The organism is Paenibacillus glycanilyticus (assembly GCF_023715145.1).
GTDB classification, from domain to species: Bacteria; Bacillota; Bacilli; order Paenibacillales; family Paenibacillaceae; genus Pristimantibacillus; species Pristimantibacillus glycanilyticus_A.
The window spans coordinates 270,067-286,991 of record NZ_JAMBNP010000003.1; the positions used below are offsets into that span (position 1 = coordinate 270,067).

The 16,925-nt window shown below is 51.8% G+C and carries 18 protein-coding genes and 1 pseudogene; 15 read left to right on the plus strand and 4 right to left on the minus strand.

From position 1 onward, the window contains the following. Positions 1–2: 2 nt before the first annotated feature. Positions 3–854 (minus strand): pentapeptide repeat-containing protein, encoded by an 852-nt coding sequence (locus tag M3194_RS10875; RefSeq protein ID WP_251653452.1) that lies wholly within the window; start codon positions 852–854, stop codon positions 3–5. Positions 855–997: 143 nt separating this feature from the next. On the opposite strand from M3194_RS10875, the gene M3194_RS10880 reads away from it, so the two are divergent. The 14 genes and pseudogenes from M3194_RS10880 to M3194_RS10945 all read left to right on the plus strand — a co-directional run. After that, the gene (locus M3194_RS10880) at positions 998–1,984 is read left to right on the plus strand and encodes a phosphotransferase (protein ID WP_251653453.1); all 987 of its coding nucleotides are present in this window, start codon (positions 998–1,000) and stop codon (positions 1,982–1,984) included. A gap of 48 nt (positions 1,985–2,032) precedes the next feature. After that, complete coding sequence (locus M3194_RS10885) at positions 2,033–2,812, plus strand: RNA ligase family protein (protein ID WP_251653454.1); 780 nt, start codon at positions 2,033–2,035, stop codon at positions 2,810–2,812. 14 nt (positions 2,813–2,826) lie between these two features. Next, positions 2,827–3,507 (plus strand): hypothetical protein, encoded by a 681-nt coding sequence (locus tag M3194_RS10890; RefSeq protein ID WP_251653455.1) that lies wholly within the window; start codon positions 2,827–2,829, stop codon positions 3,505–3,507. A gap of 89 nt (positions 3,508–3,596) precedes the next feature. After that, positions 3,597–4,565, plus strand: coding sequence for a quinone oxidoreductase family protein (locus M3194_RS10895; protein WP_251654216.1), 969 nt, complete (start codon positions 3,597–3,599; stop codon positions 4,563–4,565). A gap of 195 nt (positions 4,566–4,760) precedes the next feature. After that, complete coding sequence (locus M3194_RS10900; RefSeq protein ID WP_251653456.1) at positions 4,761–5,192, plus strand: MerR family transcriptional regulator; 432 nt, start codon at positions 4,761–4,763, stop codon at positions 5,190–5,192. Between the two features lie 2 nt (positions 5,193–5,194). Beyond that, positions 5,195–6,430 carry an MFS transporter gene (locus M3194_RS10905; protein ID WP_251653457.1) on the plus strand — a complete coding sequence of 412 codons (1,236 nt, stop codon included), beginning with the start codon at positions 5,195–5,197 and terminating at the stop codon, positions 6,428–6,430. A 157-nt stretch (positions 6,431–6,587) separates the two neighbouring features. Continuing rightward, entirely contained in the window at positions 6,588–6,737 is a 150-nt protein-coding gene (locus M3194_RS10910) for a hypothetical protein (protein WP_251653458.1), read from the plus strand. Then, positions 6,698–7,210: a glucuronyl esterase domain-containing protein gene (locus M3194_RS10915; protein ID WP_251653459.1), complete on the plus strand. Its 513-nt coding sequence runs from the start codon at positions 6,698–6,700 to the stop codon at positions 7,208–7,210. The genes M3194_RS10910 and M3194_RS10915 overlap by 40 nt, the downstream gene beginning before the upstream one ends. Positions 7,211–7,363: 153 nt before the next feature. Continuing rightward, positions 7,364–7,993, plus strand: coding sequence for a YhbD family protein (locus M3194_RS10920; RefSeq protein ID WP_251653460.1), 630 nt, complete (start codon positions 7,364–7,366; stop codon positions 7,991–7,993). Positions 7,994–8,008: 15 nt separating this feature from the next. Next, entirely contained in the window at positions 8,009–8,680 is a 672-nt protein-coding gene (locus M3194_RS10925; protein WP_251653461.1) for a polymer-forming cytoskeletal protein, read from the plus strand. Between the two features lie 20 nt (positions 8,681–8,700). After that, positions 8,701–9,438 carry a hypothetical protein gene (locus tag M3194_RS10930; protein WP_251653462.1) on the plus strand — a complete coding sequence of 246 codons (738 nt, stop codon included), beginning with the start codon at positions 8,701–8,703 and terminating at the stop codon, positions 9,436–9,438. 143 nt (positions 9,439–9,581) lie between these two features. Next, entirely contained in the window at positions 9,582–10,199 is a 618-nt protein-coding gene (locus M3194_RS31255; protein ID WP_285889212.1) for a TetR/AcrR family transcriptional regulator, read from the plus strand. A gap of 56 nt (positions 10,200–10,255) precedes the next feature. Then, positions 10,256–12,121: an LTA synthase family protein gene (locus tag M3194_RS10940; RefSeq protein WP_251653463.1), complete on the plus strand. Its 1,866-nt coding sequence runs from the start codon at positions 10,256–10,258 to the stop codon at positions 12,119–12,121. A 122-nt stretch (positions 12,122–12,243) separates the two neighbouring features. Beyond that, positions 12,244–12,441: pseudogene (locus tag M3194_RS10945) on the plus strand (FAD-binding protein); the annotation flags it as partial. 138 nt (positions 12,442–12,579) lie between these two features. Here the strand turns inward: M3194_RS10945 and M3194_RS10950 are convergent. The 3 genes from M3194_RS10950 to M3194_RS10960 are packed head-to-tail and all read right to left on the minus strand — an operon-like array spanning position 12,580 to position 15,579. Then, positions 12,580–13,587: a FecCD family ABC transporter permease gene (locus tag M3194_RS10950; protein WP_251653464.1), complete on the minus strand. Its 1,008-nt coding sequence runs from the start codon at positions 13,585–13,587 to the stop codon at positions 12,580–12,582. Then, positions 13,584–14,597 (minus strand): FecCD family ABC transporter permease, encoded by a 1,014-nt coding sequence (locus M3194_RS10955; protein ID WP_251653465.1) that lies wholly within the window; start codon positions 14,595–14,597, stop codon positions 13,584–13,586. The genes M3194_RS10950 and M3194_RS10955 overlap by 4 nt, the downstream gene beginning before the upstream one ends. A 4-nt stretch (positions 14,598–14,601) precedes the next feature. Further along, on the minus strand, positions 14,602–15,579 hold the full coding sequence (locus M3194_RS10960) for an iron-hydroxamate ABC transporter substrate-binding protein (protein WP_251653466.1): 978 nt from the start codon (positions 15,577–15,579) through the stop codon (positions 14,602–14,604). A gap of 210 nt (positions 15,580–15,789) precedes the next feature. On the opposite strand from M3194_RS10960, the gene M3194_RS10965 reads away from it, so the two are divergent. Beyond that, entirely contained in the window at positions 15,790–16,842 is a 1,053-nt protein-coding gene (locus tag M3194_RS10965) for an NAD(P)/FAD-dependent oxidoreductase (RefSeq protein WP_251653467.1), read from the plus strand. Positions 16,843–16,925: the final 83 nt, after the last annotated feature.

Consider the following 16,925-nt stretch of genomic DNA (forward strand, 5'->3'; position numbering starts at 1 on the left):
TCTCAGGACGTGGCCGGCTTTTTGCTGCTCCAATGATCAGGGCGGGCAAGGGACGGCGGAAGCTTGGTAGCCGCGCTGCCTTTTGCCGCATGAAGCTGGACCTGGGTAAGAAACAGACTTTCGCTTAAGTCGGCGCCGCTCAGGTCGGTATCCCGCATATCCGCTCCGATCAGATCGGCATGACGCAGGTCGGCTCCTCTAAGATCCGCTGCAATGAGATAAGCGCCGCGCAGATTGGCTCCCCGAAGGTCGGCGCCTTGCAGCCGGGCTCCCATCAGATCGGCACCGCGACCGATGGCCTTCTTCCCGCGCCGATCCATCTTGATTGGAGGTGCTCCAGCACGTACAAGCTCGCTCGTCTTGAGCAGCAGGCCGTTCACGTCGGCGCGGTGGGCGGCCACATCCAGCTCCAGCAAGGCGCCTGCGGGCAGCAGGGTAAGACGCTCGGTCTCCTCGAGCGCGGCAGACAGCTCCTGCCGGATTGGCTGTGCGGCTTGCTGCTCAATGGCATCGTTCAAATACCAGAGCAGCTCTTGAAGATGCCACATGGCGGGGAATACCTCGAACATTTGCTTCGCGAGACGAGGTTCCCGCTGCCAGTCTCGGCCGCCGAAGGTGAGCTGCGACAGCTTTTGCCCGGCTCCAAAGCAATCATACACGGTACAGCCGCGGAAGCCTTGCTGCCGCAGTCTATTATGGATGCCGCACCGGAAATCCTCCTGCAGGTTATGGCAGGGCTGGCCGCTGTGTTTATCTATGGCGAAATCCGCGGATGCGGCAAATGGAAGAGCAACGCAGCATAAACCAAAGCAGTTATCACAATCTCCTCTTAAGCGAGTGCGGTCAGGAATCATTCTATTCCCTCCTTGCAGGGTCTATCTCTCTATCTTAACGGAACCGGTTCTTGAGAGAAATGGATAAAACAATTAAATCCCTTTATGTGGAAGTTCTGCTCGATTATGATAGAGAGAGGTTGGATGAAGGGAATGGATAGAGTATGAGCAATCAGTCAATGGCCGTCAGCTCCGTGCTGGCGCCTGAATATTTGATAGGCTGCCTAAGTAGTCAATATGCGCTTGGCCGCTGGACAGCGTGCTTGTACTGGCTTCGAGGGCTGAATGATACTTACCGTGTCCGCACGGATGCGGGAACTTATATATTGCGGATCTATCGGCAGGAAATTGGGGAAGGCGATGCGGCTTATGAGCTGGCGCTGCTCTGTCAATTGGAAGAGCGGCTGGCCGGGACGGGGACTTCCGCGGCGTCTCCGGTCGGGAAGGCGGACGGCACCCGCTATTCCATTATTGCGGCGCCGGAAGGGGAGCGGATTGCCGTTCTTTTCGAATACGTGGAAGGCGTGGAGAACCTGCTTCAGGAGGAGGACAGCTGTTACGCGTTTGGACAATCGGCCGCACAGCTGCACCTTGCGATGGACCGGATAAAGCTCGAACTGCCGCGCCGGGATCTGGACGCGGAGTTGTTGATCGGCGAACCCCTGAAGCGAATTATCCGCTATATCGGCGAAGACAATCCGGCTGCGGAGTTCCTCCGTCAGTATGCAGCCGCTCTGAGGAACAGAGTTGCTTCCGCAGCGGCCGCGGGACTCGACTGGGGCCTTTGCCACGGCGATATGCACGGCAACAATAACGCGGTTGAGACGGATCTGCGGTTCACGCATTTTGATTTTGAATGGTCTGCACCGGGCTGGCGCGCATACGATCTTGCCCAAGTCCGAAACAGGAAACGGCAGTCCGGAGAGAGGAAGGAAGAGCTGTGGCAGGCGCTGCTGGCGGGATACCGCTCCGTGCGGCCGTTCTCGGAGCAAGATGAACAAGCCGTCGAGCTGTTTGTGCTGGTCCGGAGATTTTGGATCATGAGCCTGGACGTCCTCTTTGTCCCGACTCAATTCGGCGCGCTTGATTTTGGCGAAGACTGGCTGAATGACTTCCTGAAGGAGTTTCGCGGCGCGGGGTTAGTGGAATAGTGAGATAGTGAGATAAGAAACCTTGTTTTTATAAGGAGGGAGAGAAATATGGATTTAAGAAAAATCAACTCTTTAACCAAGTATCCAAGCATTCTTACCTACCATAAGCTAGGCGAGCGGGGCAAGCTAACGGAGGAGTTAACCGAAGAACGGGGATATCTGAATGCCACGGATCGCATCTATGCGCACGAGAAAGTAGACGGAGAGAACGCAAGAATGATCTTCTTGCATCATGAATCCGGCGAATTAGACTATTTGATCGGATCCAGAGAAGAGCTGCTCTATGCAAAGGGAGACCGTATTGGGAATCCGTACGGGAATATCGCCGAATTTCTCAAGCCTTTAGCTGAAAAATACATTGAAAATAATTTTCCTCGGGAGGATAGGGCTTTAACGGTTGTCTATCAGGAGTCCTATGGCGGGAAAACAAAAGCCGCTAAGAATTATACCGAAAATAAGACACAGGCCTACCGAGTGTTTGATGTCTTCTCCCTAACCAAGAGCGAGCTGGATCATCTCCTCGCCCTGCCCAATGAGAAGATAGCGGAATGGCGGGAGCATGGCAATCAGCCGTTCTATAACGAAACGGAGAAGATTAAATTTATAGAGGCGAATGAGCTTGACTATGCGCCTTTGTTAAACGAGATCAGTGGTTCGGAATTCCCGATTTCTCTAGAGGATACGTTCCGTTATTTGAAAAGCTTCGAGCAAACCAAGGTTGGAATTGACGCAGCTGGCAAATCGGAAGGGATTATTGTCCGTTCTGCCGACCGGAAGCAGATCAGAAAGATTCGTTTCGAGGACTACGAAAGAACCTTCAGAAAATAAGGAGTACCTATTCCATGGATAAGCAAAAACGATCAAGTCCGTTGTGGGTCAAATGGGGTTGCATAATACTAGCTTGCTTGGTCTTATTTGTTGGTATGGTTTACGTCTATGACCGGCCCGGCGGAATCGCGGACTGGCGATATTCGCGCGCGGCGGGTTACCCGGGGACGATACGGATTCCTGTCGGGGATACCCCGGAGCAGGCGGTAATGAAGTTCAGGAACATGCCCGCGTATCAAATCATTCACCGGGAAGCAATCGATGGAGGTGCCCTGGTGTTTACGAAACGAAACGATCAGAAGGACGGCACGGATCTTGGCATAGAATATGTTCGTCAAACATGGCTGGGCTGGAAGTGGGTTTATGGCGGCGCATACGGCTTGTCGCCAATTGCGGATGAGGCCGTTAACTATATGAGCATGCCAAAGACTAAGGGCATAAAAGGTCCCTTCCCGATTGTGTTTGGTCAAATCGCGGATCATTCCGTTACCCATATCGAGGTTACCGCCGGAGGCGAAGCTTATCCTGCTAAGATCATAAAAGAAGCAGGCGTGGAGCAGCTCTGGTATGTCGAATTGCCTTCCTCGTCCGGTGCTCCGTACAAGATTGAGGCGCTTAACGATCAACGCGCTGTCGTAGCCAGCAAAACGTTTCAGGATGCGTTTGATTCCGGAAGCATTCTGGTATCTCGCTAACAAAGGCGAATGAAGGCTTGTCCCGAGAGGCATATTTGAAATAGAATGAAGTTCGAAATGAATGATGCGGGGGCAGCGGGATGAACAGCATGAAGGCATTAGTGTTTGAACAGTTTGGCGGGCCGGAGGTATTGGCGTACAAGGAGATTCCCGCGCCGGAGCTTAAGCCGGGAACGGTATTGGTGCGGCTGAAGGCGGCCGGCCTGAACTACGCCGATATTTACCGGAGGCGCGGCAATTATCATCTGGCGGGGAATCCGCCTTATATACTGGGTTATGAGGGAGCGGGCATCGTGGAGGAAGCCGGCGCCGATGCGGCAGGACTTGCGCCGGGCGACCGGATCGCCTTTTGCGATGTGCCGCATGCCAATGCGGAACTGGTCCGGGTGCCGGTCGAGAAGGTGATTCCGCTTCCGGCGGACATCAGCTTCGAGACAGCGGCGGCGGTGCTGCTGCAAGGCATGACCGCGCATTATTTGACGCAGGACAGCTATAAGGTGCAAGAAGGCGACGAGGTGCTTGTCCATGCTGCTGCCGGAGGAGTCGGGCAGCTATTGGTACAGCTTGCGAAGCGGCAGGGAGCACGCGTGCTGGGGCTTGTCTCGTCGGAGGCGAAGCGGGATGCCGCACGGGCCGCCGGTGCAGATGAAGTGCTGCTCTACAGCGGAAGTTGGGCAGAAGCGGCCAAGAGCTGGTCAGCTGGCGGTGAAGGCGTATCGGTCGCCTATGATTCGGTTGGCTCCACGCTGATGGACAGCTTTGCCGCCGTGCGGACGAAGGGAACGGTCGTCTTCTACGGAATGGCGGGAGGAGACCCCGCTTTTGTAGATCCCCGGATGCTGATGGATACGTCGAAGACGTTAACCGGCGGAGATCTGTGGAATCATGTGACGTCCCGCGAAGACCGTATTCGCCGGGCCGATGAATTGTTCGGCTGGCTTCGGGACGGCAGCCTTAAGCTGGAGACACCGCGAGCTTTTTCTCTGGCGGAAGGCGCAGAGGCGCATCGGCTGCTCGAAAGCCGCAGGAGTACGGGCAAGATTATTCTACTTCCATAAACGTAACGGCTGGCCGGGAGCGAACCTTTTTACAGGGACGTTTCCCGGCTTTTCTGCGGAATGATATCGTCTGGGGAAGGACATCTTAATGAAAGAGGAAGATGGCACCAGAGATGTTATTCTTTCAAGATTAACGTTGACGTTAACATTAACTTGGTGGTATCGTAGATAACAGAGAGCAAGAGAAAAGAGGCGATGGTCATTTTTTACAAGATTGAGGATGTTGCAAAGATGGTTGGTTTAACGAAGCGCACGCTTCGTTATTATGAGGAGCTTGGTCTGCTGATACCTCCGGAGCGCAGCGAAGGCGGCTTCCGTCTGTATACGGACGATCATGTTGAGAGGCTGAAGAAGCTCATTAACGCACGCGACGTGCTTGGCTTCTCGCTTCAGGAGCTGCAGCAATACGTGGCGATGAGCGAGGAATTCATTAATCAGCGCGATGAGATAAGGCAGACGGAGGACGTGGAGCTGCGTCTGAGGAAGATTGACGAGCTTGAGCAGACGGTGGATAAGCAGCTGGAGATGATTGATCTCAAGCTGGAGAAGATGAAAAACATGCGTTCGGAGATCCATCAGCTCAAGGATCGGATTAACGAGGCCAAAAAGAAATATAAACGGGAGTGAGAATGAGCGTGGCAAATTCATCTCAATCAACAACCTTATCGGATGAAAAGGGCGGATTCCTGAATCAGCCCCGTGCGGTCTGGGCCGTATTCTTCGCGGGAATTATCGCCTTTATGGGGATTGGTCTGGTTGACCCCATACTGAAAGCTATTGCGGAGGAGATGCATGCTTCCGCAAGCGAAGTAAGCTTATTGTTCACCAGCTACAACGCCGTTATGGCGGTAGCGATGCTGATTACCGGCGTTGTTACCTCGAGGCTCGGCATCAAATGGACGCTTCTGCTTGGCGTCGTCATAATTGCGATCTTCTCGCTGCTTGGCGGGTTGTCGAATGATATTTGGGCACTGGTCGGCTATCGGGCCGGCTGGGGCCTTGGCAATGCCTTCTTTGTAGCAACGGCGTTAACGGCTATCGTATCCTTGTCCAAGAGCGGTGTGACTAAAGCCATCATTTTATATGAAGCTGCGATTGGAATCGGGATTTCGGTAGGTCCGCTGCTTGGCGGCGAGCTGGGCTCCATCTCCTGGAGAGGGCCGTTTATCGGCGTTGCCGGGCTTATGGTTATTGCTTTTCTGGCCATTATCTTGATGATGCCAAAAGCAGCAGGGACGCCAAGAGCATCCGCTGTCCCGGCCAAGAAAACCTCGCTGCTCGATCCGTTTCGGGCTTTGAGGCATCGTCCGCTTGTTGTCTTTGGGCTGACAGCGTGCTTCTATAACTTTGGCTTCTTCACTCTGATGGCTTATGCGCCTTTCGTGATGGGCCTTGGCATCCATGGACTGGGTTATGTATTCCTCGGCTGGGGTATTCTGCTGGCCGTGACGTCGGTCTTTATGGCTCCGTGGCTGCAGCGCAAATTCGGTACCGTCAAATCGATGGCCGTTATGCTGACGTTGTTTGGTCTTACGCTGCTGGCAATGGCGATTTGGACGGATACCGAATGGGTCATTATCGCCAGCGTCATCTTCGCCGGCGCCCTGCTTGGCAACAATAACACCTTGATTACGACCGGCGTCATGAATGCCGCCCCTGTTGAGCGCTCCACCGCATCCGCGGCATATAGCTTCCTGCGGTTTATCGGCGGCGCGATTGCTCCTTACTTCGCGGGCAAGCTTGCGGAATGGTATAACCCGCATGTGCCTTTCTATGTGGGAGCGGGCTTTGTGATCTTGTCCGTTCTGTTTATCCTAACGAATCATAAGCACGTGAAGCATGTCGACCTTGCCGCCGGCCATTAATCCATCCTTCTTAAATACAGAGAGCTGTCCTTCCGGAACGAACATTGGGCCCGGCGGGACAGCTCTTTCTTTATTTAATGAAGGAATGGATTTGCTTTGCCCGCGGCAAATGTGATACTCGGGACTTCTATTTATCCATGGGAAGGATGTGCTGGTCTTGTCTATTCGCAAGGGAACCTACGTCAGCCCGGCTGAATTGCCGCTTACGCGGGAGCTGCCGGATCCGTTAGTTTTTCAGGATGGCCGCCGCGTGGTGACGACATCGGATTGGGAAGAACGCTCGGAAGAACTCTGGTCATCGGGATGATGGATAAACGGTCTGCCCTTGTCAACCCTCATGCTTCGTTCGAAGGGAGGGAGTACCCTTGGGGAACGGCCGGAAGGAGCGAGCCGCTGGAAGCCCTGCACAGCGAAAGCCTGGCGCATTGGTTCAACTCGGTATTCCTCCAGTTCAAGGATCCGGCGGCTCTGCCGTTCGACCAGCATGAGCTGGCCGCGCTTATCGCGCCAAGAGCCCTGCTCTTAACCTGCGGTTACGAGGATGATTGGATTAATCCCGAAGGGATGTATGTTTCTTATGCGGAGGCGGAGGAGGTTTACCGGTTTCTTGGCGCCGAAGATCATATAGGCATGGCTTATCGGCGAGGCGGCCATAATCGGACACAGGAGGATGTCGACCATCTGCTTGAGTATTGCGATTGGCGCTTGAGAGGAATCCAGCCGGTACATACAGATTTTAAGTCCAGCTTGTATGAGCCGTGGAGACAAGGCATAGACTAAGAATAAGCCGCTTGCAGAAGCCCCATTCTGTGAGCGGCTTCCTTTTTAGAAGAATAAGAAATTATAGTTCGCTTCGAAACACATGCACCTGCCTTCTTGCGTCAATAACGTAACAATGTTATGTTATACTAAGAGAGAAAAGGAGGCCGTGTAATGGAGGAAGAACTGATATCCAAAAAGGATTTACTGGAGTTAACCGGCATATCGTATGGGCAGCTGTACCGCTGGAAGCGTAAAAACCTGCTGCCGGAGGAGTGGTTTATCCGCAAATCGGCATTTACCGGGCAAGAGACTTTTTTTCCAAAGCAGAAGATATTAGACAGAATCGATAAAATTGTGCATATGAAGGACGATCTTTCCTTGGATGAGCTGGCAGATATGTTCTCGCCGGCATCGCAGGCGATTTCGATTCCAATGAAGCAGCTAATAGAACGAAACATTGTTTCATTAAATGCGGCAAAAGCAGCGGAAGCTTTTATCGGGCAGTCGGAGTTATATACGTTTGAACAGACATTATGTGTCTACATTCTCGATTATTGTCTGCAAAGGGGCGAGATCAGCCTCGACGAAGGCAAGACGCTTATTCCCACCTTTCTTGAGCATTACAAGAAATTCAAAGAACAGCAATGCGAGCTGATCCTGCTTCGCAAGATGGGCGTATCGGTGTTCCTTCTTGTCCCTGCCGGCGGTGAAATTCATTTCGAAAGCGGAGTAAAGATCATCCTCCGAGTGGATGTGCCCGGTATGATCGAGCAATTAAAATTGAAATTAATGGCGATATAAAGGGGGGCAAAATCAATGGAAACGACACGCAAACTGATCATTACCGGAATCGGCAAATCTTACGGCGGAGATGTTCATACCGCAAAGATTGAGGGTCTTGGAAAAATCGAAGGCGATATTCATTGCTATGAATTTCAGATCAATGGCAGAGGCGAAGTGCAAGGCAGTCTGAGGGCCGCAACCGCCTCCGTTAACGGGATGGGCAATATTCGCGGCGACGTGCGGGCAAACAAATTCAACCTGGAAGGAAAGCTGACGATTGACGGCAACTTAACCGGCGAGCAGCTCCGGATGAACGGCATGGTTACGGTGAAGGGGAACTGCGAGACCGAAACCTTCGAAGCCAACGGCCGGATGGACATCGGGATGTTAAATGCGGGTCAGATCAAGCTGACTTTGCAGGGAAGCAGTCATATCAACGAGATTGGCGGCGAAGAAATCCAGATCCGCAAGCAGCCCGGCTCCATTCTGGAGAAATGGCTGAAGTCGGTACCGGGACCGTTTGGCAACAAACTGAATGCCGGAATAATCGAGGGCGACAATATTTATCTCGAGCATACAATAGCAGATGTCGTGCGGGGCGGGGACGTCAAGATTGGCCCGGGCTGTACGATTGGCAGCGTCGAGTATAAGCAGAGTCTTGATGTTCACGGCAGCTCAAAAATTATCAAGAGCGCAAAGAGATAACCAAGGACGGAGGCGATCCCATGAATCAGCTTACAAGCGAAAAGATGAACAGAAGCTTAACGATTACGGGCAGCTCAAGCGTGATGGGCGGCAGCTATAATAGCGTCAAAATTGTCGGGGAAGGCACAATTGAAGGGGATACGTCCTGCAGCAAGCTGAAATGCGTCGGGACACTGGAGGTTAACGGCTCTGTAGCCGCAGAACGGATGAGCATTGTAGGCACCTGCGACATTAAAGGCGGATTGCAGGGAGGTTTGCTTAAGACCTCCGGCACCGTGACCGTCGGCGGGATCTCGCGTCTTCGGGAGCTGAACCTGGCGGGCTCCATGGAGTCGAAGGATCATGTATACGGCGAGCAGATCAAACTTAGAGGCATGCTTCAAACGCTTGGTGACTGCGAGGCGGAGGTATTTACGGCCAAAGGGATCTTTGAGATCGGAGGCCTGCTGAATGCCGGACAGCTTGATATTAAGCTTTATCGCGATTGCAAAGCCCATGAGATCGGCGGCGGCAAGATCAATATCAGGAAAGCGAGTCTGCTGCATCCGCTTAGTTTGTTTTTTAAACCTTCTTCCAGCGCTAGGCTAACAGTCTCAGTTATGGAAGGAGATCATATCTATTTGGAAAATACGATTGCTGATATAGTAAGAGGGAACAAGGTTGTGATCGGGCCGGGCTGCGAGATTGGACTTGTCGAATATAAGGAACATTTTGAGAAAAAAAGAGACGCCGTCGTAAGGGACAACCGAAAAGTTTAGGCGATTTTGTGATGTTTTGGCAGATGGATTGACATCACCTTGGCCTTGCGCTAAAATTTCGCTGTGCGATCGTTCAGTGAAATTTGTGCTTACGGAGTAAGAATTGTCGCCAAAAGCAACAATTCTTTTGAGGAGGTGGCGATATGACTCGCAACATCCGTAAAGAGCAGGCGGCTGAGACGCGTGAGAGAATATTAGAGGCAGCAAAATCATTGTTTGCGGAAAAAGGATACCATGGAACCCCCGTTCGAGAAATTACGAGGAAGATCGGAATGGGCGACGGTATCCTTTATCATTATTTTCCCGGCGGCAAGCGCGAAATTATGACGGTGCTGCTACGTGAGAGCTTCGAGCACCGTAGAAAAGGAATACAGCAGCTGAGCCGCGTCATTGAAGACCTTGATCTCAGGGACGCCATGATAACGATAAAACGCCGTTTGTATGAGCTGTTTACGGCTGACATGGATTTGACCCGGATTCTGTTCCGGGAGAATGACCTCTTGGGCTTGGAAGAAGCCGAGCAATTAACGGCGCTGCTCCGCGAGCAGAGCGCCATCTTCGAAGAGTTTCTGAAGGTCCGGCACGAGAAGGGCGAAATTCGCGATCTCGATTTCCGGATAGCCTCAAGACAATTCTTGTCCACGAGCTTGCATGCGATTATGAGCAAATCGGTTGGGATTCAGCTTCTCAATGAACCGGATGTTTATAAATACATGGAAGAGAATGTGGATTTTACAATAGATCTATGGAAAACTCCTTGAGCTACAACAGAGAAGGCTTAAGGTTTTTTGGCCTGACTGATTTATAAAGAAAGGTGATGACAAGGGTGTCTTTTATAACAAGATTCTTAAATAGACGATTTTATTATTTCCTCATTATTCTGTTGATCAAAAGCATCGTTGCCCGTGACGTGGTCTTTGGCAATGGCTTCTCGTGGCTGACGCTGCTGACGGAGATTCCGTTCATCGTTGCTGTATTCTGCCTGATTGAATTTTTCGCCGGCAAACGCAAGATGCTCTATTATCTTATCGTCAATCTGCTGTTCACGGTCTTATATTTCTCCATACTCATGTATTACAAGTATTACGGAATTATCGTTACGGCCGATGCTTTAACGCAAGCCGATAAAGTTACGCAGGTAGGAGAAAGCACCTACTCCCTGATGGATCCGTATTATCTGCTTATTTTCCTGGATATCATCGTGATTGCCGTCGTGCTGCTGCTGCCAAGATACAAGAAAGCCCGCCAATCCGCTGATATGCGTCCAAGAAAAAGCAAGCTGTGGATGGCTGCATTCGCATTGTCGATTACGGTATGTCTCGTGAACGTTTGGCCAAACCGCGCCAGCATGAACGAGAACAAGCAGGCCGAAGAGATGGGCTTGCTCGATTACGAGGTCTACAATATCGTTGACAAGATGATGGAAGACGAAGCCCTTACGCCTATGAATCAAATCACGCAGGCGAAGATTAATGAACTCAAAGGCATTACAGAGCCTGCGGCGCCGAAATACTTTGGCGCGGGCAAAGGCAAGAACGTTATTATTCTGCAAATGGAGTCCTACCAGGACTTCCTGATTGGCCTTAAAGTCGGCGGCGTCGAAATTACGCCAAACATGAACAAGCTGGTCCAAGAAACGGCTCATTACAAAAACTTCTATACGATGGTCGGCCAAGGCACAACCTCCGACGCGGAGTATGTGGTAAATACATCGCTGTACGTTCCAAAGCATAAAGCAGCGACCGACGTTAACGTTGACAAAGCACTGCCAAGCTTGCCGAAGCTGATGAAAGAGAGCGGTTATGCAACGGCAACCTTCCATACGAATTCCGTTGATTTCTGGAACCGCAAAGAGCTGTATTCGGCAATCGGCTGGGATAAATACTATGATCAAGCATTCTATGGCGATGAAGATCATGTAGCCTTTGGCGCTTCCGATGAAGTGCTGTACAAGAAGACTCTTCCTGAGCTTGTGAAGATGGATCAGGCAGATAAGCCGTTCTACGCGCAAGTCATCTCGATGAGCGCGCATCATCCTTATAACATTCCAACGTCGAAATACCGGATTGAGCTTCCCGCGGAGTTCAAGGATGACAGTCTGGTTACCCGTTATTTGAAAGCACAGAACTACGCGGACTATGCGCTGGGCGAATTCATTGACGGTCTGAAATCGAGCGGTCTGTGGGATGACAGCATCGTCCTCATGTACGGCGATCATCAGGGTCTGCCGCTGTACTCGCTGGATGATGACGAGAAAGCATTGATGAAAGAAATGCTTGGTACGGATTACGGTCATACGGAAATGTTCAATATCCCGCTTATTATGCACGTTCCCGGCGTTACGCATGCGTCCGTGATTGATCAGGTTGGCGGTCAAATTGACATTCTGCCTACCGTTGCGAACCTGGTTGGCGCATCGCTGCAGAACCAGATCCACTTCGGGGAAGACCTGCTGAACCAAAGCTCGGAGCTGATTCCAATGCGCCACTTCCTGCCTAGCGGATCGGTTATCGACAATACGAACCTGTATATCCCGGGTATCGAATATCAAGACGGCACAAACCATAAAGTGTCCGACGGAAAAGAAACGAAGGAAGGCGGCGTAACCGAAGACGAATACAACAGAGCCCTTGAGCTTCTGCATTTGTCCGACAGCTACGTTCAGCAGCTTCCTCATAAATAGCATTTCAATCAGGGCTTCCCTTTATGAAGGGAGGCCCTTTTCTTGTCTTGACTTCTATTGCCGGTGATTAATAAATTAAAGCAAGAATGTTGCTGAAGCGCGCGGCGGGGGGAGAAGGGCCGATGAAGTTTGATGCCATCGTAGTAGGAGCAGGGCTTGCGGGAGCGGCAGAGATTGCGGATGCGGGAAAAAGGGTGCTGCTGCTCGACCAAGAGCCGGAGTCATCGTTTGGCGGGCAGGCCTGGTGGTCATTTGGCGGCTTGTTTCTGTTGGATTCGCCGGAGCAGCGCCGGCTTTGGCGGCGGCGGTCTGCACGGCTGCCGCGCGCTCGAAGGGACCTTCCTTGGCGGTTGCCTCTTTGCGGGCCGGACCGCCGGCCGCGCGATTGCAAGGGAGCAAGGTGCCCAATAAACGAAGAAAGCCCCATAGCAGATCATCTGCTGCGGGGCTTTCTTCGTTTATTTCTTCAGCAGCAGGTACAAGAAGTACGGTGCGCCGATAAGGGACACGACAATCCCGGCTGGCAGGCCGCCGGCGATGTCGATCTGGCGGCCGATCGTATCGGCGAGCATGAGCAGCCATCCGCCAAACAAGATCGAGATCGGGATAAACAATTGATTGCGCGGACCTACCAGAGCCTTCGCAATATGCGGTGCGAGCAGCCCGATGAAGGCAATGCCGCCCGTCACCGATACCGCAGTCGCAGCGAGGGCAACCGCCGAGAAGAGCAGCACAATGCGCTCCCTCGTAAGAGAGACGCCGACGCCAACCGCTACATGCTCGTTCAACGAGAGAATGTTGAGGCGGTTAGCCTTGTACAGCGTGAACGGAATGAAGATGGCAAGCCATGGCCACATGGCATGAATAAATACCCAATCCGTTCCCCATATGCCGCCGGCAATCCACTTGGCGATAAAATCAACCTTCTGCCGGTCAGCCGAGGATATCAGCACGATCATAACGCCGCTAAGCGCCATTTGGAAGCCGATGCCCGTCAGCACCATGCTGACCGGCTGAATGCCGACATGTTTTTTCCAAGAGAACAGGGCGATCAAGCATGCGGTTATCAAGGCGCCGATAAAGGCGACAACCGGCAAGGCATAGACGAACGGACCTGCTTCCGTCGGGAAGAACAGGAAGAAGACCGTAATGGCAACGCCCGCCCCCGAGTTGATGCCGATAATGCCGGGATCCGCCAGATCGTTGCGGGACACGCCCTGCAGGATCGAGCCGGATAAGGCAAGCGCCATGCCAGCCAGCAGGGTGATGATGACGCGCGGCATCCGGATATCGAACAAGATGAAGTTTTCTTTTTTCGTGCCTTCACCGAACAGAACGGGTATTAACCGCTTAAAGGTCAGTGTTGAATAACCTAGACTGAGGCTAGTAATGATCGTCGCGATAATAAGCAGGAACAGCATGCCCAAGATAATGCGTTGTTTTCGAACCTTATGCGATAACATCATTTCAGTGCTTTGCCTCCTCTTCTAACGATAATGAGGAAGAAAGGCAGGCCCACAACCGCAATAACGGCCGCTACGGGAGTCTCGTAAGGCGAATTGACGGTCCGGCCGATCAAATCCGCAAGAAGCATAAAGGAAGCACCCGCAATAACGGACATTGGAATGGAATAACGATAGTCTTGGCCGACAATAGCCCGCACGATATGCGGGATCATGAGGCCAAGGAAAGCCAGATTGCCGACCAGCGCAACAGAGGCGCCGGCGAGCAGAATCGTGACGGTAAACAGGATGCCTTTGATCAGGCCGGTCTTTTGCCCGAGGCTTGTCGCCACATCCTCGCTAAGGCTAAGTACGGTCAGCTGCTTCGACATCACGATGGCAATGAGAATGCCGACCACAATAACGGGAACGATGGTTTGGAGCTGCTCCCAGGATGTGCCGATAAGGCCGCCGGCCGTCCACATATTGACGTCCTTTGATACCTTGAAGGTTAGGCCGATGCTTTCCGCAACAGCGTACAAAAACGTAGAAACAGCCGCTCCCGCCAATACGATGCGAATAGGGGAGAAGCCGCCGCGTCTTGCCGCGCCAATGCCGATAACAAGAATGGAGCCAAGGGCGGCACCAATGAAGCATGCGATCATAATGCCGAAATAATTGATTTCGGGGAAAAGTGCAACCGTTGCGGCAAGGGAGGCGTTCGCTCCGGCCGATAAGCCGAGAAGCCCCGGATCGGCCAGCGCATTCCGGGTTACCCCTTGCATAATGGCGCCGGATACGGCTAGCGCCGCACCAACAAAGATTGCCGCGAGCTCTCGCGGCAGCCTGATTTCGCGCAAAAGCGTCACCTTCTCACTCGTGTCGTGAGGTGACGTCAGCGCGAGCCATGTTTCGTGGACCGTGGTGTCGGCAGCGCCGAACACCATGGCCAGGAAGAAGATTGCGATAAAGAGCACGATCCCCGCGAACAATTTAATTACAAAAGGGATAGGTCGTCTCGTATCTTGTGTCATCGACTTATTTACCCAGGAACTGCTCTTTGAAGAAGTTCAATTGATAATCGAGCGTAAAGGCATCGTTGAAGTAGAAGCCTCTGGCATCTGCCGTGATGACATGATTATTTTTTACGGCCGGAATGTTTTTGTAAGTCTCGGTTTCCGTAATGGAGCCTGCCGTATCTTTGCTTTGGCTGAAGACGATGTAGTCGCCCGCGTATTCAGGAAGAACCTCCAGGGATAAAGCATACCAGCCGTCTTTCGTGGTCATTTCTTTGACTTTCTCCGGCATCTTCAGGCCCATCGCCTGGTACAGAATTTCGGTGCCGCGGCCCCAAGCATCACCGAACATATAAAGTTCCTTGTCGTAGTTCTCAATGACGGTAACCGTAGAATCCTCACCGATTTTCGCTTTAATGTCTTTGCCGATTTGATCAGCGCGTGCTTTGAAGTCTTCCACCCAAGCCGTTGCTTCTTTTTCCTTGTTAACGGCTTTGCCGACTTCGATATGCTGCTGCAGATAATCGACTTTATTGTAAGTGAATATAACAGTCGGAGCGATTTCTTTCAGTTTATCTACGTTTTTGGTTGTTTCGGTGCCAATGATCAGATCCGGCTCCAGCTCGAGAATTTTTTCGACATCCTCTTCGGATACTTCGGTTACATCCTTCAGCTGCTCCGTGAAGTTAGGATTGTCCTTCGCCCAGGAGGTGACGCCAATAGGAGTAAGGCCAAGGGATATCAAGCTGCCGGTATAAGAAGAAAGGTCAACAATGCGCTTCGGATTGGCAGGCACTTCCATAGGTCCGCTTTCCGATTGGAACGTGATGGTGCCTGTTGCTTCGGCAGCCGCGTCTGCGGATGGAGATGCATTTGCCGTCCCCGCGTTGTTTGAAGCCGTTGTGTTCTCCGCTCCGGCGTTATTGCCCGAGTTGTTGTTTCCGCATGCGCTCAGAATAAGAACGAAGAGCATCGAGAGGGAGACAAGTGTTTTTTTCATGGTGGTGTATCTCCTTTTTTTATAATGAAATATTTGCAAGCTGATGATCATATAGTCAACAAGAGATGATAATGATTATCACTACTAGTGCCATTTACTAAATTATAGTGATTTAGCCGGATTGTCAATGCTTATTGAAAAAAGTTCTCAAAGGCCGTATACTATTGATAATGATAATCAATGACAGTGCTTTTCCGAGGAGGAAACTTCATGCTGCAAGAAGATTTGTTTGACGTAACGGTAATTGGGGGCGGTCCTGCCGGGCTGTACTCGACTTTCTATAGCGGGCTTAGAGAAATGAAGACAAAGCTGATTGAATTCCAGCCATTTCTAGGCGGAAAGGTCCACGTGTATCCGGAGAAAATGATCTGGGACATCGGCGGCTTGACGCCTACTCCGGGAGAGCAGTTGATTGAGCAGCTGGTCAAACAAGGCCTTACCTTCGATCCGGAAGTTGTCCTGAATGAGAAAATCGAATCCATTACGCGCAATGAAGACCATATCTTCGAGCTGCAGGGCTCCTCGGGCCGCATCCATTATTCGAAGACCGTCATCATCGCCGTTGGCGGCGGCATTCTGAATCCAACGAAGCTGGCGATCGAAGGGGCGGAGAAGTTCGAAGTAACAAATCTTCATTATACGGTGAAGTCCTTGAAGCGATTCAAGGATAAGAACGTAATTATCTCCGGCGGCGGCAACTCGGCCGTGGACTGGGCGATGGAGCTTCTGCCATTCGTGAAGAAGATCTACATTACTTATCGCAAAGATGCCTTGTCCGGGCATGAAGCGAATGTATCCACCCTGTTGAACAGCACGAAGGTCGAGTGCTTGTTCCATACCGAAATCACGAAGCTGCTTGCGAGCTCCGGCGATGAGCTTGTTGAACGCGTCGAACTGACGAACGCCCAAACGGGCGAAGTATCTCAGCTGGCTATTGATGAAGTGGTTATCAATCACGGATACGATCGTGATTCCTCTCTGCTAGAGAACAGCAAGCTTAACATTGAGATGGTCGAGGATTGGTATGTGAAAGGAACCCCTAGCGGCGAATCCTCCGTGCCGGGCCTTTACGCCGCAGGCGATATTCTGATGCATGACGGCAAGCTGCATTTGATTGCAGGCTGCTTCCAGGATGCGGCCAATGCGGTTAACAGCGCGAAGTCCTTTATTCAACCGGATGCCAACAAGTATGGGATGGTCTCATCCCATAATGAATTATTCAAGGAACGGAACCGTGAACTGGTGAAGCAGTTGATGGCTTAAATAGAAGACAAGGACGAAGCGGAAGTAAATCCGATTCGTCCTTTTTTATGTCCTTGCGCATGCGGTTGAGTGAGGTCGGAAGC